This is a genomic window from Gluconobacter cerevisiae (assembly GCF_015244675.1).
Lineage (GTDB): Bacteria > Pseudomonadota > Alphaproteobacteria > Acetobacterales > Acetobacteraceae > Gluconobacter > Gluconobacter cerevisiae.
In genome coordinates this window covers 51,938-73,638 of the sequence record NZ_JABCQO010000003.1, presented here as the reverse complement: position 1 = coordinate 73,638, position 21,701 = coordinate 51,938, and the positions used below count along the sequence as shown (strand labels likewise).

Below are 21,701 nucleotides of genomic sequence, written 5' to 3'. Positions count from 1 at the left end.
TTACGCCCCTTTTAGTGTTTTATGGTCCATACCGTTATAATGAGTGAAAAATAAGCTTGTCGGATAGAAAAATTCCTCATTCCACCGTCACGGATTTCGCAAGATTGCGAGGCTGATCCACATCCGTGCCTTTCAGAAGTGCGACCTCATAGGCCAGCATCTGAACGGGGATGGCATATAGGATCGGTGCGACGAAAGCGTCCACGTCAGGCATGATGACGATCTGTTCCGCCACGCCCTCAAGGCGCTTGGCACCTGCGGCATCTGTGAAAACAAGAATGCGGCCGCCACGCGCTTTCGCTTCCTGAAGATTGGATAGCGTCTTGTCGAACAGGATCGTGGACGGGGCGATTGCAACGACCGGAACGGTCTGGTCGATCAGGCTTATCGGGCCATGTTTCAGTTCACCCGCTGCATAAGCTTCCGCGTGGATGTAACTGATTTCTTTTAATTTTAAGGCGCCCTCGAATGCAATCGGCGTACAAATCCCGCGTCCTAGGTACAGGACATCGCGAGCCTGCGCCACAACGGCGGCCATGGCCTGAATATCCTTGGTACGAGTGAACACCTCTGCTGCACGTGACGGCAGATCCAGCAGACTGGCCGTCAAACGCTCTTCGCGGGCCTGATCCATCGTTCCACGCGCACGGGCGAATTCGATCGCCAGCGCTGCCAGAACGGAAAGCTGCGCAGTAAAGGCTTTGGTGGAGGCAACGGAAATTTCCGGCCCTGCATCCATACCCAGCACGAGATCACTTTCCCGCCCGATTGTAGAGTGTTCGACATTCAGGACCGAGACAATGCTCTGACCGGCCTTTTTGAGGCTGCGCAGAACACCTAGCGTATCCGCAGTCTCGCCGGACTGTGAAATCAGCAGCGCCACACCTTTGTCCGGCTGGGGCGGCTCGCGGTAGCGCATTTCGGACGCAACATCGATTTCCACCGGAATGCGTGCAAGGGATTCAAGCCAGTACCGGCCGACCATCCCGGCATAATAGGCGGAACCGCAGGCCGTGATGGTGACGCGGGGCACCTGTGCCGGATCGAAAGGCATAGCCGGCAACGTAATGCGCTTTGATGCTGGGTCCGTAATCCGTTTCAGCGTCTGTCCAATGGCGACCGGATGCTCATGGAGTTCCTTTTCCATGTAGTGCCGGTAGCCATCCTTGCCGACCTGCCCTGCCATGAAGGTAAGATCCTGAACCGGACGGCTGATCTCCGCACCTGTCATATCGAAAATTCTGACATTATCGGTCGTGAGTTCGCACCAGTCGCCGTCTTCGAGATAGGTCATTTTCCGGGCCATAGGGGCCAGAGCAATGCTGTCCGATCCCAGGAACATCTCGCCATCACCGTAGCCGACAGCCAGCGGCGCCCCGTGACGGGCACCAAGCAGCAGACCTTCATGATCCTTGAAGATCATGGCGATGGCATAGGCGCCTTCCAGTCGTTTGATGGCAGCAAACGCGGCCTCCCGGGGCGGCAGTCCCTGCTCCAGATAGTCATCGACCAGATGGGCGACGGTTTCGGAATCCGTTTCGGTCCGAAACACACGGCCTTTCGATTCCAGCTCTTCCTTAAGGGCTGCGAAATTCTCGATAATGCCGTTATGAACGATTGCCACACGCCCGGCTTCATGGGGATGGGCGTTGTTTTCGGTAGGGGCACCGTGCGTCGCCCAACGGGTATGACCTATGGCGGTGGTGCCGTGCAGCGGGTGCTCCTTGAGAACACGCTCCAGATTATCGAGCTTGCCGGCAGCGCGGCGGCGTTCGATATCGCCCGACGCTGTCAGGGTTGCGATCCCGGCAGAATCATATCCACGATATTCAAGGCGTCGCAGAGCCTCGAATGCAATCGGGCTGGCAGGCTTGTGTCCGACAATACCGCAGATACCGCACATCAGCCCTGTTCCTTCCGAGCTTTGAGAGATTGTTTGATCTGAAGACCGCGCCCGGATTTCAGTGCTTGCCGCGCCCGGCCCAGAGCCAGATCGCCAGCAGGCACATCATCGGTAATCACACTGCCTGCGGCCACGAGGGCATCGTCACCGATGGTTACGGGAGCCACGAGAATGGCGTTCGAACCGACGAAAACCCGCTCCCCGATGACGGTCCGGTGTTTGAAGACACCATCATAATTGCAGGTAATTGTCCCTGCCCCGACATTGGTGCCGCTTCCGACCGAGGCATCGCCCAGATAGGTCAGATGGTTGGCCTTGGCACCCTCGCCCAGTTCCACGTTTTTGAGTTCGACGAAATTGCCGACATGCGTGTGTGCAGCACAGACCGTTCCGGGACGCAGTCGGGCGTACGGACCGATCATTGCACCTTCACCAACCGTGCAGCCTTCAAGATGCGAATAAGCGCGAATAAGCGCACCTGAGCGAACAGTCACACCTGGTCCGAAAAAGACATTCGGCTCGACCGTTACATCCGCTTCAAGAACGGTGTCTGTGCTGAAAAAGACGGTTTCCGGCGCAACCAATGTCACTCCGGCATCCATCGCCGCGTTTCGCAGCCGTGTCTGGAGGGTCGCTTCAGCGCGCGCGAGTTCGGAGCGCGAATTGACGCCAGCCAGCTCGTCTTCAGGCGCTTCAACACACACGACAGAACCGGCCTTAGCTGCCATTTCAACGACATCCGTCAGGTAATATTCACCCTGGGCGTTGTCGTTACGAACATTCTCCAGCCAGTTACGGAAGTCCTCTGCTCCGGCACACATGACGCCAGCATTGCAAAGCGTGATGCGGCGTTCGTCTTCAGTTGCGTCCTTGAACTCGACGATTTTCACAACCTTGCCGTGGTCTTCGACAATCCTGCCATAACGACCGGGTACAGCCGGACGCATTCCCAGCAGAGCCAGACTGGCACCCTGTCTGCGGGCCGCGAGCAGGTGCTCCATCGTTTCGGCGGTAATCAGCGGGTTATCAGCATAAAGAACAGCGATATCCCCAGCCCCGAACAGGTTCCGTGCCGCATTGGCCGCATGGGCCGTGCCGAGCCGTTCGACCTGCGTGACGGTTCGGAATGGATGCACAGCCTGCTCAAGTTCCGGCATATCAGGCCCTGTGACGACGACCACATCATCGAAGACCTGCCGGGCGGTTGTGATGAGGTGGTTGATCATGGGCTGGTTACCCAGACGATGCAGCGCCTTTGGCAGGCGGGATTTCATGCGTGTGCCGAGGCCCGCAGCGAGAATGATGGCAGTGGTGCGATGGGTTGTGTCGGTCATGTTCTGCCCGGGGTATCCAAACCACGGGCCCGCGTCAAACGAAGCCCGCAGACTGTGTCATCACTTCGAATTGCCGATTATTGCAATTCGTTCGAGTGCTTCGGTCAGGGAGTCACGGCATGCTGCATGACAACCATGACATGACCGAGTTTCGGGTGATTGAACTCGATCCGTACGGGAACAAGCCCCAGACCGTTGATCTTTAAAAACCATACCGCGCCGGGTTGTGGCGCGGCCAGTTTGGCTCTGTTGGGAGAGTCCTTGATGAACCCTGCGATCTGGCGGCCAATGAAATCACATCGCATGGCCTGCCCGGAATAGACCTCGTCCTGACCCTGCGGGATGTCCACCATGACAGGACCATGCACCACCATCTGGGTCAGCCGAAGTCCATCGAAAATGACCTGAGATCCGTCGCATTTTCCTGTCGTCGCTAGGGAATGCAGCAGATGGGCCATCCCGCTCAGGGTATCGACCGTATGGGGCAGCAAATCTGCCGGGATAGGCTCGCGGTCGGTTTCCGGCGGCTGAAGATCCATCACCTTTGGGGTGTCGTTTGAGAACTCCAGCCGGACATGCCTGTTTTTGCCGCGCGAAACGCCACCACTGTCAAACAGCATGGGTTGTACATTGCCGTCGGGGGTGAACTGCCCCTGAACATGCGATGTTACGTCCATCGTCACGAACCAGCTGATCAGGCCCGCAGGCTTGATCTGGGTACTACCGCCATAGCCCCAGGGCTGGATCTGATAGGACGTCCTGGCGTTCAGGACGTGAAAACCCTTGATGTAGACAGCATAGGCTGCGTTGACCTGCGGCTCAGCCTTGGCTGAACCACAGGTCAGTCCCGCGATCAGAACAAGGCCGGCTGCGACTGCAAAAGCCTTAAACGTCAAGATTGGCAACCTTCAGAGCATTACCGACGATGAAGTCCCTGCGCGGCTCCACAACATCGCCCATCAGCGTCGAGAAGACCTGACCAGCATCTTCAACATCCCCGATCCGGACCTGCAACAGGGTGCGGGTCGAAGGGTCGAGTGTCGTGTGCCAGAGCTGTTCGTCATTCATCTCGCCCAGTCCCTTGAACCGGTTGATGGTTAGCCCGCGACGCCCCTGAAGCAGAATGCGCTCCATGATGGCGGCCGGGCCGAACAGTTCGTAGGACGTGGGATCGAGCGTCAGGATGACGGATTTTGCAAAATCACGCGCCAGACGTTCCCATTCGGAAACCAGCCAGCGGGCCTCAACCGAACGCAGGAGCGAAGGCTCGATGTGGTAGACTTCACCCACGCCACGGACGGAGCGCGCGCATTCCAGACCGGTTTCCGAAATGGAGACCTTCCAGCCGCGCTCGTTGGCAAGCGAGGCGCCATCAAGCCGCTGCTGGAATTCCGCCATCCGTGAGGTGGCAACAGCGATATTGCTGTCCAGAACCCCAGAAATAGCAGCCTGCTCCATGACCCAGACCGGCACTTTAGAAGCAATGCTCTGAAGGCGACGAGCCGCAGCGGACATGAACGTGATTTCTTCAGACAGAGCCTCGCCTGTCAGCTCCCGGCCGTCAGCAAAGCGCAGGGTCGCATTCGCCAGCGCCTTGTCCAGCAGGTATTGTTCAAGAGCCGCATCATCTTTGAGATAACGCTCTTCCTGTCCACGTTTGGCGCGATAGAGCGGCGGCTGGGCAATGTAGAGATAGCCCTGCTCGATCAGTTCGGGCATTTGGCGGAAGAAGAACGTCAGGAGCAGCGTGCGGATATGAGAGCCGTCCACGTCGGCGTCTGTCATGATGACGATCTTGTGGTAGCGTAGTTTTTCTGCCGAAAAACCACCCTGATCGACTTCGCCACGGCCAATACCAGTGCCGAGAGCGGTAATCAGTGTGCCGATTTCCGCCGATCCCAACATTCTGTCAAAACGTGCCCGTTCAACATTCAGGATCTTGCCACGCAGCGGAAGGATTGCCTGAAAGCGACGGTCTCGGCCCTGCTTGGCGGTGCCGCCTGCAGAGTCACCCTCGACGATGAAGATTTCAGCCTTGGACGCATCGCGTTCCTGACAGTCCGCGAGCTTTCCCGGAAGCGAGGAAACATCCAGTACACCCTTGCGTCGTGTCAGTTCACGCGCACGGCGTGCAGCCTCACGGGCGCTGGCGGCATCGATGATCTTGGCGACGATTGCCTTGGCTTCCTTGGGGTGCGTCTCGAACCAGTGAGAGATCGCATCGGATGCAGCGGCATGCACGACGGGCTGAACTTCGGATGAGACCAGCTTGTCCTTCGTCTGGGATGAAAACTTCGGATCGGGCACCTTGACGGACAGCACGGCCGTCATGCCTTCACGCATGTCTTCGCCCGTCAGCGAGCCAGCCTCACGCTTGGCCACCCCTTCGGCATACTTGCCGACAACGCGGGTCAGAGCCTGACGGAAGCCTGCCAGATGCGTACCACCATCGCGCTGGGGGATGTTGTTGGTAAAGCACAGCATCGTCTCGTGATAGCTGTCGTTCCAGGTCAGCGCGAATTCGACGCGAATGCCGCTTTCCGGATTGTCGATCTCACCCACGATCGGAGGTGTGACGATGGAAGTTTTTGAAGAATCAAGCCATTCCGCGAAAGCGCTCAGGCCGCCTTCATAGTGGAAACGCAGTTCTTTCGGCTCCGCATGACGTTCATCACGCAGGATGATCAGCATGCCGGAGTTCAGGAATGCGAGCTCGCGGACGCGGCGCTCAAGAATGGAAAGCTCGAAATCGACCTTCGTAAAGGTCTGCTTGCTGGGCTTGAATGTGACCAGAGTGCCACGGTCTTCCGTGGACGGCCCGATGACGTGCAGGGCTTCGTCGCGTTCACCGTGCTGGAAGCGGATCTTGTGCTCCAGACCGTTGCGCCAGATGAGCACTTCCATCCATTCGGACAGCGCGTTCACAACGGCTGCGCCCACACCGTGCAGACCGCCCGAAACCTTATAGGAATTCTGGTTGAACTTGCCGCCTGCATGCAGCTTGGTCAGTACGACTTCAGCCGCGCTGATGCCTTCTTCGGGATGAAGATCAGTCGGGATACCGCGACCGTTATCGCGGACGGAGACGGAACCATCCCCGTTCAGGGTCAGAATGCAGTATGTGGCGTGTCCGGCCTGAGCTTCGTCGACGGCGTTGTCGATGATTTCGAAAACCATGTGATGCAGGCCCGAGCCATCATCCGTATCGCCGATATACATGCCCGGACGCTTGCGAACGGCATCCAGTCCCTTGAGTACCGAAATGGACGAAGCACCGTAATCTTCACCGTCTGCGCCTGGGATCTCGGGCTGGTTCTGGGTCTCTGACATGCGCGTGACGGTCTCCGTGGTACTCTGAAAAACTGTTGGATCAGTATAGCCTGCGCCGGACGGTTAGACCAGCGGTGGGCATGAATCAGGCCGGAGATATGCTTCCGTTTCTGACTGAAAAAAACTGGGCGCGGCCTGCAAGCGCTGCAAAAGGCGCGTGATCCGTACCTGTGATCAGAACGGGTGCCTGCAGTTTCTCAAGACTGTCGAGAAGAGCATGGCGGCGGGTCTCGTCCAGATGCACCAAAGGCTCATCCAGCAATATGGCCGGAGCATGGCCCCGTTCCTGCGTCATGAGCCGCGCGTGGGACAGAATTGTGCCGGTCAGCATGACTTTCTGCTGACCGCTGCTGGAGAGTTCTGCAGGACGTCCCGTGGCGGTGTCCGAAAGTGTGAAATCGGCCCTGTGCGCCCCGATGGACGTGGTGGCGCGTTGCCGGTCTTCGGTGCGGGACTGCTGGAGACTGTTTCTGATCCAGTCTTCGACGTCCAGTGCCGGCTGACAGGCCAGGCGGTTTGAAACAGCGCAGTCAAGATGAAGTGTGCTGGCAGAAAATCCATTATTCTCAAATGGATGCGCGTTCATGCTCTCAACAAGTACGAGGCGAGCGGCAGAGGCCGCAACCGCATGGCGGGCGATGGAATCTTCAATGGACGCGAGCCATGCTGTCTCGGTCGGGCGATCCGCCAGAACCCTGTTCCGGCTGACAACCGAGCGGTCATGGGCGGCAATCTGGCGACCATGATCGGGAGAAAGCGCCATGACCAGCCGATCCAGAAAGCGCCGCCGGCCGCTGGAACCTTCCTGAAAAAGCCGATCCATCTGTGGGGTCAGCCAGACACAGGAAAATCTTTGGCCAATCGTGGCCTGAGAGCGAATATTTTCCCCATCGAGCCGAAAGGTCCGACGCTGCTTTTCGTTTAACTCACTCCCTGTTCCGATCCGGAATTCATCCAGAGCGGACTGAAGTGTCGCAGCAACGCCCCACCGCTCTGCTCCCGTACGGCACAGAGCAGGAAGCGGTGCGCCGCGTAGTCCACGCCCGGGAGACAGCAGCGAAACGGCTTCCAGCAGATTGGTCTTTCCGGACCCGTTCTCTCCCGTCAGGACCAGAATGGAGGCATCCGGGGTCCAGACGGTATGGGTATAGTTCCGGAAATCCGTCAGCGCGAGCCTGGTCAGTTTCAATCGTGGCTCGTGTTCAGACCCGCATGGGCATTAGGACATACAGCGCCGAAGGCGACGCCGTGTCACGCACGATGGTGGGCGCAGAACTGTCGGAAAATGCGAATTCCACTTCCACGTCGATTTGGTCAGTGATGTCCGTCAGGTAACGCGCCTGAAAGCCGATCTCGATGGGTGCGGCATCGTAGGAGACAGCATTTTCGTCTAGTTCCTCGTGAGCCACGCCCTGATCGGGGCTGGTGGCGGAGAGGTTCAGCATATTCTGCGTGACAGACAGCTTGACCGGGCGCGACCGCTCTTGGCTGATGGCCGCGACACGCCCGACAGCCGCCGCGAAATCACGCTTGCCGACGCGCAGAATGCGATCATTGCCCTTAGGAATGACGCGTTCATACTCCGGGAAGGTTCCGTCGATCAGCTTGGAGGTCAGAAGGACCGGTCCGGCCTGAAACTGGATGCGTGTGTCGGACAGGGAGACTTCCAGATCGGCCGCTCCCTCGTCCAGCAGTTTGCGTAGTTCGTTGACGGTCTTGCGAGGAATGATGACGCCCGGCATACCGCGCGCGCCTTCAGGCAGATCCGTCTCAACGCGTGCCAGACGATGACCGTCCGTAGCGACCGCGCGCAGCATTGGAGTGGCGCCGTTTTCTGCAACGTGCAGATAAATGCCGTTCAGGTAGTAGCGGGTTTCTTCGTTTGAAATGGCGAATTTGGTGCGATCGATCAAACCGCGCAGTGTCGCTGCGGGGAGCGAGAAACGATGCGGCAGATCTCCGGCGACCATGGCCGGGAAGTCGTCGACCGGAAGGACGTTCAGACTGGTGGCATAACGGCCAGCGCGCAGGGCGAGCGGTGCTTCGCTGTCCTGATGATCGAACTCGAGCGCCACACCATCCGGCAGTTTGCGGACAATCTCGAAGAGTACCGCGGCGGGCACGGTGGTGGAGCCGGAGCGTTCGCCGGTTGCGGGTACGTCTTCGACGACAGCGATTTCCATATCCGTCGCCGTCAGGCGCAGAACATCGTCCTCAAAGCTCATCAGAACGTTGGCCAGAATGGGAATGGTATTCCGCTTTTCCGCAACGCCATGAATATGCGCCAGAGCCCGTTGCAGCAGAGTACGGTCAACCTTGAATTTCATTCCGGGCCTCGGGGAAGATCTTGAATTAATTGAGAGAACCTAGCAGACCCCCGCCCCTCGGGAAAGAGAGGGATCGGGGGCTGGTCGAGGTCAGCCTTCGAGCATCCGGCGCAGCAGTTCCACGTCCTCGGCAAAGGACGTATCCTGATCCATCAATTCGGTTACGCGATTGACGGCATGCATGACCGTCGTATGGTCACGGTTACCGAATTTACGTCCGATTTCCGGAAGCGAACGGCTCGTCAACTGCTTGGCCAGATACATGGCCACCTGACGCGGACGTGCGACGGCGCGCGCACGGCGGGCAGAGGACATGTCTGTCAGGCGGATGTTCCAGTGCTCGGAAACCTTGCGCTGGATTTCCTCGATCGTGACGCGGCGATCGTGGGCCTTGAGCATGTCCTTGAGAACATCCTGCGTCGTATCGAGCGTCACCGGTCGGCCCACGAGATCAGCATGGGCGATCAGACGATTGAGCGCGCCTTCGAGTTCACGGACATTGGTCGTGATCTTGTGTGCGAGATATTCCAGAACCTTGGACGGAACATGCGTGCCCGACGCTTTGGCTTTGGCTTCCAGAATGGAAATGCGCAGCTCAAAAGTCGTGGCATGAATGTCCGCGACCATTCCGCAGCCCAGACGGGTCCGCAGACGGTCTTCAAGTCCAGACAGGTCGGAAGGGCTTTTGTCGGCGCTGACAATGATCTGGCGACCCGCATCCACAAGCGCATTGAACGTATGGAAGAATTCTTCCTGCGTATTGTCCTTGCCGATCAGGAACTGAAGATCGTCGATCATCAGCACGTCAACGGACCGGAGCTGTTCCTTGAATTCCATCGTGGACTGCGAACGGATCGCCGCGATGAAGCGGTACATGAACTTTTCCGCAGACATATAAGCCACGGAAACCTTGCCGGTGCGAGTCAGCTCCGTACCGATGGCGTGCATCAGATGCGTTTTACCCAGTCCGACACCACCATACAGGAATAGCGGGTTGAAGCCGGGGCTTGATGGCTTCTCGGCCACTCGGCGCGCACAGGCATAGGCGAATTCGTTCGGCTTGCCGACGATGAAAGTATCGAACGTGAAGCGCGGATCAAGCGGTACAGCCAGATCGCTCCGACTCTCGGACACAATGGTTTGCGGCGCAGTTTCGCTGGAGAGGCTTGCCGCGTCGTCCGCGTCTTCGGCATCGTCTGCCGCGACTTCGGGCAGTCCGCGCTTGACCTGAAGTTCCACGCCCTTGATGTCTTCGCGTTCAGTCCGCCAAAGCGTCTGAAGGCGCTCTTCATACTGACTGCGAACCCAGTCGCGCAGGAATCGCGTGGGCAGATAGAGAGTTAGTTCATCTTCGTCGAGTGGCCCCAGAACGATCTGCCGGAGCCATGTCCGGTATTCGACCTCGCCAACCTCACTCTTCAGTTTCTCACGAACGCGGACCCAGGCGGTCTCAAGCGATGTCGTCGAACCGGGGGCGGAGGCGCTGGCGTCCAGATACTGAGCGTTTTCCACCATTGTACCCCCTTTCATATCCATTCCCGCAGCACGCGGGCATCAGTTGTTGGTCCCTGCGCGCAGGGCGGTTGTGCTCTCGACAGAAAATCCGCAGCAGGAACGCAGGAAAATTTCCGGAGAGCCAGACATCCGATACTTTTTTGTCGAACGCTCAGGATAGGCGTCCGCACTGCCCGAAGCAAGCTGGAACACGAAGGGTTCAGCGGGATGTCATGAGGGTGTTCCTCATAAGCAACCCAAAGTCAGACGCTCGGGGAAAAGTTCTGGGGTGCAGTCAAAAAAGAACGCGCTCCTGGAGGGGAGCGCGTTCTTCAATTCCAACCCGAAGGTGAAGCTCAGGCGGTTGCCAGAGCCTTCACGCGGGCGGACAGACGGGACAGCTTGCGGCTGATCGTGTTCTTTGCGATCACGCCCTTGCCTGCTGCGCGCTGCATTTCCGGCTGTGCAACCTTGAAGGCTTCCGCAGCAGCGGACTTGTCGCCGGACTGGATGGCGAGTTCGACCTTCTTGATGAACGTACGCATACGGGACATGCGGGCGACGTTGCGCTCACGGCGACGTTCATTCTGACGGATGCGCTTACGGGCAGAAGCTGTGTTTGCCATGGATCTTTCGGTTCACTTTGCGTTTTGGTCGCGTAAATGGTTGGCGCCCTCTACTCCCCTCTGACGGGTCTCGTCAAGCGTTTTGCACATTTTACACAGGATGGGGGCATCTTTCCGCCCCCGCTTCCCTCTGCAGTTATTTCTGACAGGTCGGGCAGAAGAACGTCGAACGTCCGGACTGCGTGATGCGCTGGATCGGACTGGTGTCTCCACAATTCGGACAGGGCTCCCCTTCCCGTCCATAGACAAGATGCAGGTCCTGAAAGCCGCCTTTGGTACCGTCAGCCTGCACATAGTCGCGCAGAGACGACCCGCCGGAAGCGATCGCCTGCTCCAGAATCTGTGGAATGGCCTCTGACAGAGCATGGGTTTCGATGGCGGTCAGTGTGCCGGCCTGTCGTTCGGGATGAATGCCGCAGCGAAACAGGGCTTCGCAGACATAAATATTGCCAAGACCAGCAATCAGCTTTTGATCCAGTAAAGCTGACTTGACCGGTGTACGCCTGCCTCGAAACAGGCTCGCCAGCGCGGGGCTGGTCATGGTGTCGGAAAGCGGCTCCAGTCCCAGATGAGCGAGAAGGCGATGATCCTCCTCCCCATCTGTGCGGACAAGATCGACGCTGCCAAAGCGTCGAGGGTCGACAAGCCCTGCCCGCGCACCGCTGTCCGTCTCCAGAACCAGATGTTCATGTGCTGGTGGAGTCGCGTTCGTCCCGGCCCTGCCGATCGTGAGTCGGCCCGACATGCCTAAGTGCAACAGCATACTCCAGCCGCCTTCAAGACGCATGAGAATATACTTCGCGCGTCTGCGGAACGAGAGAACGCGCCGACCTTCCAGCTTCTCCCGCAGATCTGCGGGAAACGGCCATCGAAGATCGGGGCGGTTGACGGAAACATGGCTGATTCGATGCCCTTCGAAGGCATCACGAAACCCGCGCATGATAGTTTCGACTTCTGGAAGCTCTGGCATGGCTGGCCTCAACGATATATCGATTGCCCCATGACCGATAGCGCAGAACACAACGCCTCGCCCTCCCAGTCCTCCGCACAAGCCGAGGACACCATCGATTTCGGCTACCGCAATGTCCCGCGTGGCCAGAAAAAGACGATGGTCCGGGAGGTGTTCGAGAGCGTCGCCGGGAAATATGACATCATGAATGACGTGATGTCGCTGGGAATTCACCGCGTCTGGAAGCGCATTTTCGTTGGGATGCTCAACCCGCGCCCCAATATGAAGCTGCTGGATCTGGCGGGTGGTACGGGTGACATCACGTTTGGTTGGCTGCGTGCCGGTGGTGGCCCGGCCATCCTGTCCGATATCAATGCGGCCATGCTGTCCGTCGGGCGTGACCGCGCCATCAAGGCCGGGCTGATCGGCAAGATCGAGGTCTGTGTCGTGGACGCGGAAGCCATCCCCCTGCCCGACTGTTCCGTCGATCGCGTGACGATTGCCTTTGGCCTGCGCAACTGCACAGACAAGTCGGCAGTTCTGCGTGAAGCACGGCGTGTCCTCAAACCGGGCGGACGCTTCTTCTGCCTCGAATTTTCACAGGTCGAGATTGCGGCCCTCGCACCGATTTACGATCTCTGGTCCTTTCAGGTTCTGCCTAAAATGGGACAGATCATCGCCAAGGATTCCGAGAGCTACCAGTATCTCGCCGAGAGCATCCGTATGTTCCCCGATCAGGAAACGCTGGCCCAGATGATGCGGGATGCGGGGCTGGAGCAGGTGCAGTACCGCAATTTGTCAGGTGGTATCGCCGCCATCCATTCCGGCTGGCGTCTGTAAGACCATGCGCCGCGTCCTGCTGATCGTCTCTGGAGGGATCGCGGCGTTCCGGGCGCTCGAACTCGTGCGCCTGCTGCGGGCGGATGGTATTGCCGTCACGCCGGTCATGACCGAAGCCGCCAAGGCCTTTGTCACGCCGCTCAGCCTTGAAACGCTGGCGGGCGAGCGTGTTCATGACACGCTGTTCGAACCCACGCAGGAAAGCGAAATCGGCCATATCGCACTGGCCCGGAGCGCGGATCTGGTCGTTGTCTGCCCCGCCACAGCCAACATCATGGCGCGTATGGCCCACGGGCTGGCGGATGATCTGCCGACCACACTGCTTCTCGCGACCACGTCCCCCATTCTGCTGGCTCCGGCTATGAATGTGCGGATGTGGGAGCACCCCGCCACACAGGCCAATCTGAAGCTGCTGGAGGCACGCGGTGTTTCCGTCATCGGCCCTGATGTGGGCAGCATGGCCTGCGGTGAAGTCGGTGCCGGACGTCTGAGCGAACCTCCCGTTATCCGCGATGCGATTCTGCGTCTTCTAACGCCGGATCGGTCTCTGTCCGGTCGTCACGTTCTGGTGACGGCAGGCCCAACGGTTGAGCCGCTCGATCCCGTGCGCTTCCTGTCAAACCATTCCTCGGGACGGCAGGGCTATGCCATTGCTGCAGCTCTGGCGAAACGTGGCGCGACTGTCACGCTGGTCAGCGGTCCGGTCTCGATCCCTGTGCCGGAGGGCGTACACCGCATTCCGGTCCAGACAGCGCGTGAGATGCTCGCTGCCTGTGAAGCCGCACTACCCGTAGACGCCGCAATCTGCACGGCAGCCGTCAGCGACTGGCGCGCAAAAGACATTGCCCCCGGTAAGATCAAAAAGAACGGTGACGGGCCCCCCACGCTCGAACTGGTGGAGAACCCCGATATTTTGGCGACGCTCTGCCGCTCGTCCCAGCGCCCGCGTCTTGTTGTCGGGTTTGCGGCCGAAACGGATGATGTGCTGCAAAACGCGCAGGCCAAGCGTCTGCGCAAGGGATGTGACTGGCTGGTAGCCAATGATGTCCGTCATGGCGTGTTCGGTGCCATGCGTAATACCGTCAGCCTGATTGACGATCATGGCCTGCAAAGCTGGCCGGAAATGGACAAGACAGACGTTGCGGAACAGCTCGTTGAACGGATTGTCGCCTTCTTCGCCAACCCGCTTTCACAGGGCGCATAATCCGGGGTAAGACAGGGTCATGACGACAGACCTGATTGATGTGCGCATCACGCGCCTGCCTCATTCCGAGGGACTTCCCCTCCCTGCCTACGCCACTGCCGGTGCTGCGGGCTTCGACTTTCTGGCCGCTGTGGACGCTCCCATGACGATCGCTCCGGGTGAGCGCGTCCTTGTGCCGACCGGGCTGTGCATTGCCCTGCCGCCTGCTTATGAGCTTCAGGTCCGTCCGCGCTCGGGGCTGGCGCTCAAGCACGGCATTACCCTGCCCAATTCCCCCGGCACCATTGACGAAGACTATCGCGGCGAGCTTCGCATCATCGTCATGAACGCGGGCACCGAACCCTTTACGGTCGAACGTGGTACCCGGATCGCACAGGGCGTTCTCGCCCCCGTTTCGCGTCTGCGTTGGTCGGAAGTCGAGACGCTGGACGAGACCGCGCGGGGTCACAGCGGTTTTGGTAGCACCGGCCACTGATCCCCTAACGGTCTCAAAATTCCCCTGGCATGCAAAAAACACTTGAGACTTCCAGAGGTCTCTTTTTAACCTCTGGTTTCCATCAGGAACGAGGACAGCACGCACCATGACGGGCAGCCCGATGGCCATGCCCCTGCGGATCATGCATCGCTGGCGCCAGCGCATGAGCGGCGTCGAGCTTTCGATCCTGTTCTGTGTAACCGCAGTTGCGCTCCTTGTTGTCCGACATGCCCCAGCTGTGCCTGTCGTGTCGGGGGCGTTGCCGGGCGTCTCTGTTGGCGTCTGGAGCGCCGCAGCCCTGACCCTGCTGCATGTCGCTCTGTCGCTCATGACCGTTGTGGTTATCTCTCTGCTGGTATCCGGAGCCGCGTGTCAGTGGCCGCGCTTCAGGGCTTTCCTGATCCCCGCTCTTTCGGTCGCCCGAGCAGTTCCGGGTCTTGGTCTGATCGGGATCTGTGCGGCTGTTTTTCCAGCATCCGTGACCATCGTTCTGGTTGCGGCCTCCAGCATGATCTGGCGGATCGTCACGGCTGTTCTGGATGCGGAAGATACGCTCCCACCCGCCCTCGACGAGGTAGCGACCGGCCTGCGGATGACGGGGTGGCAGCGTTTCTGGCGCCTGCAAATTCCCGTTGCAGTGCCGCTGACAACGTTCAGGGCCATGCAGGCCATGCCGGCGTTCTGGGTGCGCCTTCTGGCTGCGGAAGGTCTGATGATGCTGATGAGCCATCGTACGGACAGAGGATGTGGCGCAATAGTCCTCCACGCCATGCTGGATCATCACCCGCTCAGAATTGTTGAAATCTCGCTCCTCATTCTCCTGTTGATTCTCCTTGTCGATCAGGCCGTCATGCGTCCGGTTCTGGGCTGGGCGCAGCGTTACCGGCCGGAAGGCCCTCTGGAGGAACGTCCTCGCCCCCAGTCCTGGCTGCTGACGCTCTGGCGGCGGACAAAACCGATGCTCTGGCTCAGCGGAACACTGGGCGAGGCTCTTGCCTGGATCGGAAACTGGCGGATCGGGCGTGCCCGATGCATTCTTCCCGGGCAGGACGTGGCTTCCCGCGAGTTCCCGAGCGCGATCCTTCCGATCATCTCGCTGCTTCTGTTGGTGTATGCGATCTACCATGCCGGTCTGCTGCGGCTTGTTCCATCAGACCTCGTGGAAAGCATTCTGACACTGTCGCATGTCTGCGAAACACTTGTTCTCTGCATTCTGATCTGGGTGCCGCTGGGTCTTCTGATCAGCGAACGCAAACCCGCGTTGCGGAATCTGTGCCGGAGTGCCGTTGCGGCCTGTGGACTCTTCCCGGCCGTCCTGCTCTATCCGCTGTGTCGGGAACTGGGGCTCAATTCCGCAGTTGTGCTGCTTTTTCTGGGCGCGCACTGGCTGGTCGGGATCGTGGTTCTGGACGCGGCAAAGGCTATTCCTTCAGGGCTACGTCAGGTCGCGGCGGGATTGAGGCTGCGAGGGTTCCTCCTGTGGCGCAGACTGCTCCTGCCCGCCATCGCTCCCGAACTCTGCGGCGGTCTGTTGACGGCCGTGGTGCCGGTCTGGAACGCTGTGATGGTGGCGGAGGCTTTCGTCCCATCCGATAGCGGTCTGGGCGCCACCCTGCTGTCCGAAGTGCTCGGCGGTGCCTTGGGCGCACAGATCCTTGCCCTGATGCTGCTGACGCTGCTGTCCATGCTGCTCGACCGTCTGATCCTGCAACCTCTCGCCGTGAATGCGGCCCAAAAATATACTCTCTGAAATATACCCTTTGAACCTCAGGCTGAAATTCCAGATCCATGAAATCCCTCCTGTCCCTTCGCGAATGTCGCCAGACCTATCTCAAGGAAAGCAGTACGGATCTGGTCGTGCTGGATCACATCAGCTTCGATGTGAGAGCCGGAGAAATCCTCGGCCTTCTCGGACGTTCAGGATCCGGGAAATCCTCTTTGCTGCGGATCATGGCCGGACTCACGCCGCCAATGTCGGGAGAGGTGCTCTGGCAGGACGCGCCCGTGACCGGCCCGCTGGATGGCGTGGCGACTGTCTTTCAGTCCGGTGCGCTCTTTCCCTGGCTGACGCTGCGGCAGAACGTGGCTCTGGGTCTGGAAATGCGCCGTCTGCCCAAGGCAGAACGCGAAGCCATGACGGACGCTGCTATCGCGGTCATGGGGCTTGAAGGCTACGAAAACGCCTACCCTAAAGAACTGTCAGACGCCCTCAGCCAGCGCGTCTCCTTTGCCCGCGCACTGGCCCTTCAGCCGTCGCTGTTGCTGCTGGACGAGCCGTTTTCGGCGCTGGACATGCTGAGTGCGGAAAACCTCCGTACCGATCTGATCGAACTATGGGACGAAAAGCGCCTGCCCCTCAAGGCCATGCTTCTGGCGACGCACGGGATTGAGGAAGCCGTCCTGATGTGCGACCGCATTCTCATTTTCTCCTCCAGCCCCGGCCGCGTCACGCATGAAATTGCTGTGCCCTTTCCCCATCCGCGCAATCGCGAGGACGAAGATTTCCGCCGCTTTGTGGACCAGATCTACACCCTCATGACCCGTCGTGCCCCGATCGTGTCTGAAGCGGAGCTGGTTCAGTCGCATTCAGGCTCCGGTGAGAGTCTGCCGCCCTTCTCCATCGTCCTGCCCGATCTGGCAGTGGAGGTTTTGGTGGGGCTGATGGAAGTTCTGCAAGGCGAGCCTCTGTCCGGCCGTGCGGATCTCCCCGAACTGGCGCAGCGGCTTCAGATGACGCTCGATGACCTGCTGCCGCTCGGGGAATCGCTCCAGCTTCTGGAACTGGCAGAACTGGAAGATGGCGACATCCTGCTTACGCCCGATGGTCAGGCGTTCGTCGAAGGCGATTCTGACACCCGCAAGGACCTGATGCGGACCGCACTGCTCCATCACCTGCCCCTGCTCCGCTCCATCCGCGGCACGCTGGATGAGCGTTCAAGCCATGTCGTGGACGCCGCGCGTTTCCGCAAAGCGATGGAAGAGAGCATGTCGCCCGATTACGCGCGACAGACCCTCACCACAGCGATCGGCTGGGCCCGTTATGCCGAACTCTTCGATTACGACGAGGAGTCCGACCGCTTCCATCTGGAAAACGAGGAGTAAGCCTCAACCTCAGGCACAGCAGACGCGTTTGTCCGCAATCGCCTGCGTAAAGGCTTTCCAGTCCTTTTCGCTCTGATCGGCGTAAAGAACCGCAAAATCAGCGATAGCACGGGCAAAGGACTGGCCCTTCCCCAGATAACCCGCCAACAGGGAAAGATCGGCGGACCGACCATGTGAGCGCCCCAGTGTCCGCCCGCATAACGCCGCATATTCGGGCAGAAGAGCGTTCTCGATTTTCTCGCCGATCATGGCCAGACGCACATCCTTTGTCTGACGGACATAAAAGTCCCGGCCGCCGCCAGCCTTGCGGCCCGTCTGGGCCGTCGTGTGCTTGCCAGTGGTCTGGGTCCAGCCCAGAAACGTATCCGAACTGGCCTGCATGATACGCTGCCCCGTCACGACGCGCTCCCCGTGATTGGGAAGATCCACAGTGCCCTGGAAGGGTTCGAGTACGGATGTCTGGGCTTCCTTTATCTGAAGGATCAACGGCTCATGATCTGCCGTGGTGAACAGCCCGAGCGCACAGAACGTCCCAACGCTGCCAACCCCAACGACCTTGAACAGCACATCCTGCAACGCATAGCGTTCCAGAACAATCCTGCGCTCGGGCGGCAGGTCGCTGACATAGCGGGCAAAGGCCCCACGGACGATATCGTTATGCTGCGGCAGGCGCGTGACGAAGGGCGGGTGCTCCTTCAGACGCACCGAGGATTTGGGGTCAATCATCCCGAAATGACCGGAAATGGCCCTAAGTTGTGACTGGATTTTCTCCATCATACCCGTGCGCGTCGTATCGTCCTTGATACCGTCTATGACCGCACGCAGATCAATCCGCACATTCCAGGCCTGAAGTGGCGTCAATTCCGACAGACGCGCAATTTCTTCGACATACTGCCGGACGGCAGAAACGGCCAGACGACGACAGTTTTTCTCAGATAGGGACGCCTCGCGTCCAGCCAGCACAAGACTGGTTGCCAGACGTTTGAGATCCCACTCAAATGTCGCAGGTGCCGTCTCGTCGAAATCATTGATATCGAAAACCGGCAGCCCTTCCGGAGACGGATAGCAACCGAAATTATCGAGATGGCAGTCCCCACAGGACTGAACGCGTATGCCGGTTGCGGGCGTAAAGGACAGGTCCGAAGCCATAATCGCCGCTGCCCCGCGCAGGAAGGCGAACGGCGAGGCTTTCATGCGCTGATGGCGGATGGGAAGCAGGTCCGCAATCCGGCTCTTCCCCTGCTCCAGCAGAATCCCGATCGGATCAGGCCGTTTGGCTGGAGGCACCCAGAGCGCGTGGCTGCTGCGCTTGACGGTTTTGCGGAGTGCCACGCCCGCTGCGTAACGGGCCTGACGGGTGCGGAGCGTGGGAAAGACGGGAGTTTCTGTCATGGTTTGTCACGTTATCCGAAAAACTCTCCATGACAAAGCACCCCGCGCCTGTCAGTCCGGTTGTTTGAGACGATCCCGATAGAGCTTGCGTGCCTTGGCAACCTTGGGCGCTACGACGGCCGCGCAATAGGCTGTCTGCGGGTTGCGGGCGAAATAATCGTGATGCTCTTCCTCAGCGGGCCAGAAATGGGCCGGACCTTCAATGGAGGTGACGATCGGCTCTGGCCACAGACCTTCCGCAGTAATTTCATCCAGAACTTTGCTGGCAGTGTCCTGCTGGGCGGCATCGCCAAAAATAACGGACCGATACTGCGTACCGATATCGTTGCCCTGACGGTTGAGCTGTGTGGGATCATGGGTCGTGAAAAACACGCGTAGTACGTCCTCCAAACCGATTTCAGCCGGATCGAACACGACTTTCACAACTTCGGCATGGCCTGTCCGCCCCGTGCAGACGTCTTTATAGCTCGGGTTTTCAACACTGCCACCAGCGTAGCCCGGCTCAGCCGAGATAATGCCGCGCAGGCCCGTAAAGACAGCCTCGACGCACCAGAAGCAGCCTGCGCCAAGGAGAGTGGAGGACAGGTTGGAAGACGGGGTCGTCATGATGATGCTCCGTTAAAAGGACAGCCTCCCCATATGGGGAGGCCGAACCTGTCTGACGAGTTTGCTGAATGAATTACGGTGCTGCCGTGACGACCGGGAGCCAAACGGCGCTGGCATGATCGCCGCCCCGGTGGATGGTCTGTGTGGCCGCACGGTAATCCGGCGCCTTGGCGTCGAAAATGTTCGGCACGAAGGTCTGGGGATTGCGATCGTAGAGCGGGAACCAGCTCGACTGGATCTGGATCATGATCCGGTGCCCCTTGAGGAACACATGGTTCATGGCCGGAAGCGTGAAGTGGTATTCCTGCACCTGTCCCGCCGGAATGGCGGAAGGATGAGCAAAGTTCTGCCGGTAGCGGCCCCGGAAAATATCCATGGACATCGACAGCTCATACCCGCCCATTTTGGGATTGTCCGGCGTATGACCGGGCTGGACGTCGATAATCTTCACGACCCAGTCCGCATCCGTTCCGGTGGTCGAAGCGAACAGATCCGCCGTCGGCACGCCCGAAACCCGCACCGGCGCATCGAGAACGGGGGTCTCGTAGGTCAGGACATCCGGGCGGCTTTCGGCAAAGCGCTGATCGGACACAAGCCAGGGCTTCCAGCGCGGATCTCCGTCCATCATGTAGGGACGCTCGACAAACGGCACCGGATGCGCCGGATCGGCCACATAGCTGTCCGTTCCGGGCAGCGTCCGCTTGAACGCAAGACCATGATCAGGCTGGAGATACAGACGCTCACCCTTCTGCATGCAGGACGTGCCGCAGTCGTTCAGCCAGTTGCGGAAGTGATCCCAGTGGTTCTCGCCGGTATTGTAAATGATGGCTTCGTCCAGATGCGGATCGGGCGCGTTCTTCAGGTAATGATCAAAGAACGGACGCATGACATTGGCACGATACCACAGCGCCGTATCGCCATTGAAACGCAGCGGACCAAGCGTGGAGCCGTCATAGTTCACGCCGCTATGGCGCCACGGCCCCATGACGAGAATGTTCGGAACCTGCGTGTGGTGCGCCTTGAGGTTCATCCAGGAATGGATCGCCCCCCACATGTCTTCCTGATCCCACAGCCCCTGTTCCCAGATGGTCGGAACCTTGAGCGGCTTTTTCACGATCAGCTGATCCAGCGCCTGATCCTGCCAGAAAGCATCATAAGCCGGATGCGCTTTCATGCGGCGCCACCAGGGAAACTGGTCCAGCCCGGCTTTCGTCGCGAAATTGCCTGTGGAAACATCCGCAAGGAGCGTCGTGTAGTCGTCCTCATCAGGGCGGTCGATCGAAACGCCAGAGCCCGCGGCCGCCATCTGCCCTGCAAAATAATCCAGACTGGGCTGGCGGAATGCGCCGTAATGGAACCAGTCATCGCCCATCCAGCCATCAGCCATCGGGCTTTCCGGAGAGGCAACCTTCAGGGCCGGATGCGGGTCCAACAGCGCCATGACGACCGTCCAGCCCTCATAGGACGATCCGGTCATGCCGACGCGGCCATTCCCCTGCGGCACGTTCTTGACCAGCCAGTCGACCGTATCCCACGCGTCGGTCGTATCATCCGTTTTCGTCGGGTTCAGCGGACCGATGGGCGGGCGGGTCATGATGTAATCACCCTGTGAGCCGTATTTGCCCCGGATATCCTGAAACACGCGGATATATCCACCATCCACAAACACGTCGTCTCCCTGGGGCAGGAGTTCGCGCATGGTGCGTATATCGGAATCCCGCCCAGTACGCCTGCTGGCATTATAAGGCGTACGAGTCAGCAGTATCGGAGCGTTTTTGGCGTCTTTGGGAATGACGATGACGGTATGGAGCTTGATACCGTCGCGCATCGGAATCATGACGTCGCGTTTGATGTAGTCACGCTCGATTGCAGGCATGTTCAAATGGGCAGGAATATCGCTGCCGGTCTGGATCATGTCGGGCGTGACTGGCAGGCTGGAAGTGGGTTCGGCGGCTTGTGCTGCACACAGGCAGGTTGCAGCCAGAGCTGTACCGAGGCTCAGAAAATGACGTCTCACAAAAGGCTCCTGATCTTTGTTGCGAGTTTGGACCGGACGGAGACTTTCGGGCAAGAGGAGCACCCCTCGGTTTTCATATCTTTCCTGCACTGGCTTCTGTGC

General features: G+C 59.3%; 17 protein-coding genes. 5 read left to right on the top strand and 12 right to left on the bottom strand.

Annotated elements, in window-relative coordinates:
• Window positions 1-76: 76 nt before the first annotated feature.
• From glmS to mutM, 9 genes are all read right to left on the bottom strand, one after another.
• On the bottom strand, window positions 77-1,903 hold the full coding sequence (gene glmS, locus HKD21_RS05160) for a glutamine--fructose-6-phosphate transaminase (isomerizing) (protein WP_194254546.1): 1,827 nt from the start codon (window positions 1,901-1,903) through the stop codon (window positions 77-79).
• Entirely contained in the window at window positions 1,903-3,237 is a 1,335-nt protein-coding gene (glmU, locus tag HKD21_RS05155) for a bifunctional UDP-N-acetylglucosamine diphosphorylase/glucosamine-1-phosphate N-acetyltransferase GlmU (protein ID WP_194254545.1), read from the bottom strand. Before glmU ends, glmS begins: the two co-directional genes overlap by 1 nt.
• A 104-nt stretch (window positions 3,238-3,341) precedes the next feature.
• A complete protein-coding gene (locus tag HKD21_RS05150) occupies window positions 3,342-4,133 on the bottom strand; it encodes a DUF3108 domain-containing protein (protein WP_194254544.1) in 792 nt (263 codons plus the stop codon).
• A complete protein-coding gene (gene gyrB / locus HKD21_RS05145; protein WP_194254543.1) occupies window positions 4,123-6,567 on the bottom strand; it encodes a DNA topoisomerase (ATP-hydrolyzing) subunit B in 2,445 nt (814 codons plus the stop codon). Before gyrB ends, HKD21_RS05150 begins: the two co-directional genes overlap by 11 nt.
• 85 nt (window positions 6,568-6,652) lie before the next feature.
• A complete protein-coding gene (recF, locus tag HKD21_RS05140; protein WP_194254542.1) occupies window positions 6,653-7,756 on the bottom strand; it encodes a DNA replication/repair protein RecF in 1,104 nt (367 codons plus the stop codon).
• 13 nt (window positions 7,757-7,769) lie between these two features.
• A complete protein-coding gene (dnaN, locus tag HKD21_RS05135) occupies window positions 7,770-8,894 on the bottom strand; it encodes a DNA polymerase III subunit beta (protein ID WP_194254541.1) in 1,125 nt (374 codons plus the stop codon).
• Between the two features lie 90 nt (window positions 8,895-8,984).
• Window positions 8,985-10,424: a chromosomal replication initiator protein DnaA gene (gene dnaA / locus HKD21_RS05130; protein ID WP_228121013.1), complete on the bottom strand. Its 1,440-nt coding sequence runs from the start codon at window positions 10,422-10,424 to the stop codon at window positions 8,985-8,987.
• Window positions 10,425-10,744: 320 nt separating this feature from the next.
• On the bottom strand, window positions 10,745-11,014 hold the full coding sequence (gene rpsT, locus HKD21_RS05125) for a 30S ribosomal protein S20 (RefSeq protein ID WP_062031354.1): 270 nt from the start codon (window positions 11,012-11,014) through the stop codon (window positions 10,745-10,747).
• Window positions 11,015-11,150: 136 nt separating this feature from the next.
• Window positions 11,151-11,984 carry a bifunctional DNA-formamidopyrimidine glycosylase/DNA-(apurinic or apyrimidinic site) lyase gene (gene mutM, locus HKD21_RS05120; RefSeq protein ID WP_194254540.1) on the bottom strand — a complete coding sequence of 278 codons (834 nt, stop codon included), beginning with the start codon at window positions 11,982-11,984 and terminating at the stop codon, window positions 11,151-11,153.
• Between the two features lie 30 nt (window positions 11,985-12,014).
• Here mutM and HKD21_RS05115 point away from each other — a divergent pair, with 30 nt between their 5' ends.
• From HKD21_RS05115 to HKD21_RS05095, 5 genes are all read left to right on the top strand, one after another.
• Window positions 12,015-12,803: a class I SAM-dependent methyltransferase gene (locus HKD21_RS05115; RefSeq protein WP_194254539.1), complete on the top strand. Its 789-nt coding sequence runs from the start codon at window positions 12,015-12,017 to the stop codon at window positions 12,801-12,803.
• 4 nt (window positions 12,804-12,807) lie between these two features.
• Window positions 12,808-14,007: a bifunctional phosphopantothenoylcysteine decarboxylase/phosphopantothenate--cysteine ligase CoaBC gene (gene coaBC / locus HKD21_RS05110; RefSeq protein WP_194254744.1), complete on the top strand. Its 1,200-nt coding sequence runs from the start codon at window positions 12,808-12,810 to the stop codon at window positions 14,005-14,007.
• Window positions 14,008-14,026: 19 nt separating this feature from the next.
• Complete coding sequence (dut, locus tag HKD21_RS05105) at window positions 14,027-14,482, top strand: dUTP diphosphatase (RefSeq protein ID WP_194254538.1); 456 nt, start codon at window positions 14,027-14,029, stop codon at window positions 14,480-14,482.
• Between the two features lie 106 nt (window positions 14,483-14,588).
• The gene (locus HKD21_RS05100; RefSeq protein WP_194254537.1) at window positions 14,589-16,232 is read left to right on the top strand and encodes an ABC transporter permease subunit; all 1,644 of its coding nucleotides are present in this window, start codon (window positions 14,589-14,591) and stop codon (window positions 16,230-16,232) included.
• Between the two features lie 38 nt (window positions 16,233-16,270).
• Window positions 16,271-17,584 carry an ABC transporter ATP-binding protein gene (locus HKD21_RS05095; RefSeq protein ID WP_194254536.1) on the top strand — a complete coding sequence of 438 codons (1,314 nt, stop codon included), beginning with the start codon at window positions 16,271-16,273 and terminating at the stop codon, window positions 17,582-17,584.
• Between the two features lie 9 nt (window positions 17,585-17,593).
• Here the strand turns inward: HKD21_RS05095 and HKD21_RS05090 are convergent, their stop codons facing one another.
• From HKD21_RS05090 to HKD21_RS05080, 3 genes are all read right to left on the bottom strand, one after another.
• Window positions 17,594-18,976 carry a DUF2252 domain-containing protein gene (locus HKD21_RS05090; protein ID WP_194254535.1) on the bottom strand — a complete coding sequence of 461 codons (1,383 nt, stop codon included), beginning with the start codon at window positions 18,974-18,976 and terminating at the stop codon, window positions 17,594-17,596.
• Between the two features lie 51 nt (window positions 18,977-19,027).
• Window positions 19,028-19,582 (bottom strand): peptide-methionine (S)-S-oxide reductase MsrA, encoded by a 555-nt coding sequence (gene msrA / locus HKD21_RS05085; RefSeq protein WP_194254534.1) that lies wholly within the window; start codon window positions 19,580-19,582, stop codon window positions 19,028-19,030.
• A gap of 73 nt (window positions 19,583-19,655) precedes the next feature.
• Window positions 19,656-21,599, bottom strand: a complete 1,944-nt coding sequence (locus tag HKD21_RS05080; RefSeq protein WP_194254533.1) for a CocE/NonD family hydrolase — start codon at window positions 21,597-21,599, stop codon at window positions 19,656-19,658.
• Window positions 21,600-21,701 lie beyond the last annotated feature (102 nt).

Coding starts and splice junctions, on each gene's coding strand:
- glmS (WP_194254546.1), bottom strand. CDS start 1,903: ATGTGCGGTATCTGCGGTATTGTCGGACACAAGCCTGCCAGCCCGATT.
- glmU (WP_194254545.1), bottom strand. CDS start 3,237: ATGACCGACACAACCCATCGCACCACTGCCATCATTCTCGCTGCGGGC.
- gyrB (WP_194254543.1), bottom strand. CDS start 6,567: ATGTCAGAGACCCAGAACCAGCCCGAGATCCCAGGCGCAGACGGTGAA.
- dnaN (WP_194254541.1), bottom strand. CDS start 8,894: ATGAAATTCAAGGTTGACCGTACTCTGCTGCAACGGGCTCTGGCGCAT.
- dnaA (WP_228121013.1), bottom strand. CDS start 10,424: ATGAAAGGGGGTACAATGGTGGAAAACGCTCAGTATCTGGACGCCAGC.
- rpsT (WP_062031354.1), bottom strand. CDS start 11,014: ATGGCAAACACAGCTTCTGCCCGTAAGCGCATCCGTCAGAATGAACGT.
- mutM (WP_194254540.1), bottom strand. CDS start 11,984: ATGCCAGAGCTTCCAGAAGTCGAAACTATCATGCGCGGGTTTCGTGAT.
- HKD21_RS05115 (WP_194254539.1), top strand. CDS start 12,015: ATGACCGATAGCGCAGAACACAACGCCTCGCCCTCCCAGTCCTCCGCA.
- coaBC (WP_194254744.1), top strand. CDS start 12,808: ATGCGCCGCGTCCTGCTGATCGTCTCTGGAGGGATCGCGGCGTTCCGG.
- dut (WP_194254538.1), top strand. CDS start 14,027: ATGACGACAGACCTGATTGATGTGCGCATCACGCGCCTGCCTCATTCC.
- HKD21_RS05100 (WP_194254537.1), top strand. CDS start 14,589: ATGACGGGCAGCCCGATGGCCATGCCCCTGCGGATCATGCATCGCTGG.
- HKD21_RS05095 (WP_194254536.1), top strand. CDS start 16,271: ATGAAATCCCTCCTGTCCCTTCGCGAATGTCGCCAGACCTATCTCAAG.
- HKD21_RS05090 (WP_194254535.1), bottom strand. CDS start 18,976: ATGACAGAAACTCCCGTCTTTCCCACGCTCCGCACCCGTCAGGCCCGT.
- msrA (WP_194254534.1), bottom strand. CDS start 19,582: ATGACGACCCCGTCTTCCAACCTGTCCTCCACTCTCCTTGGCGCAGGC.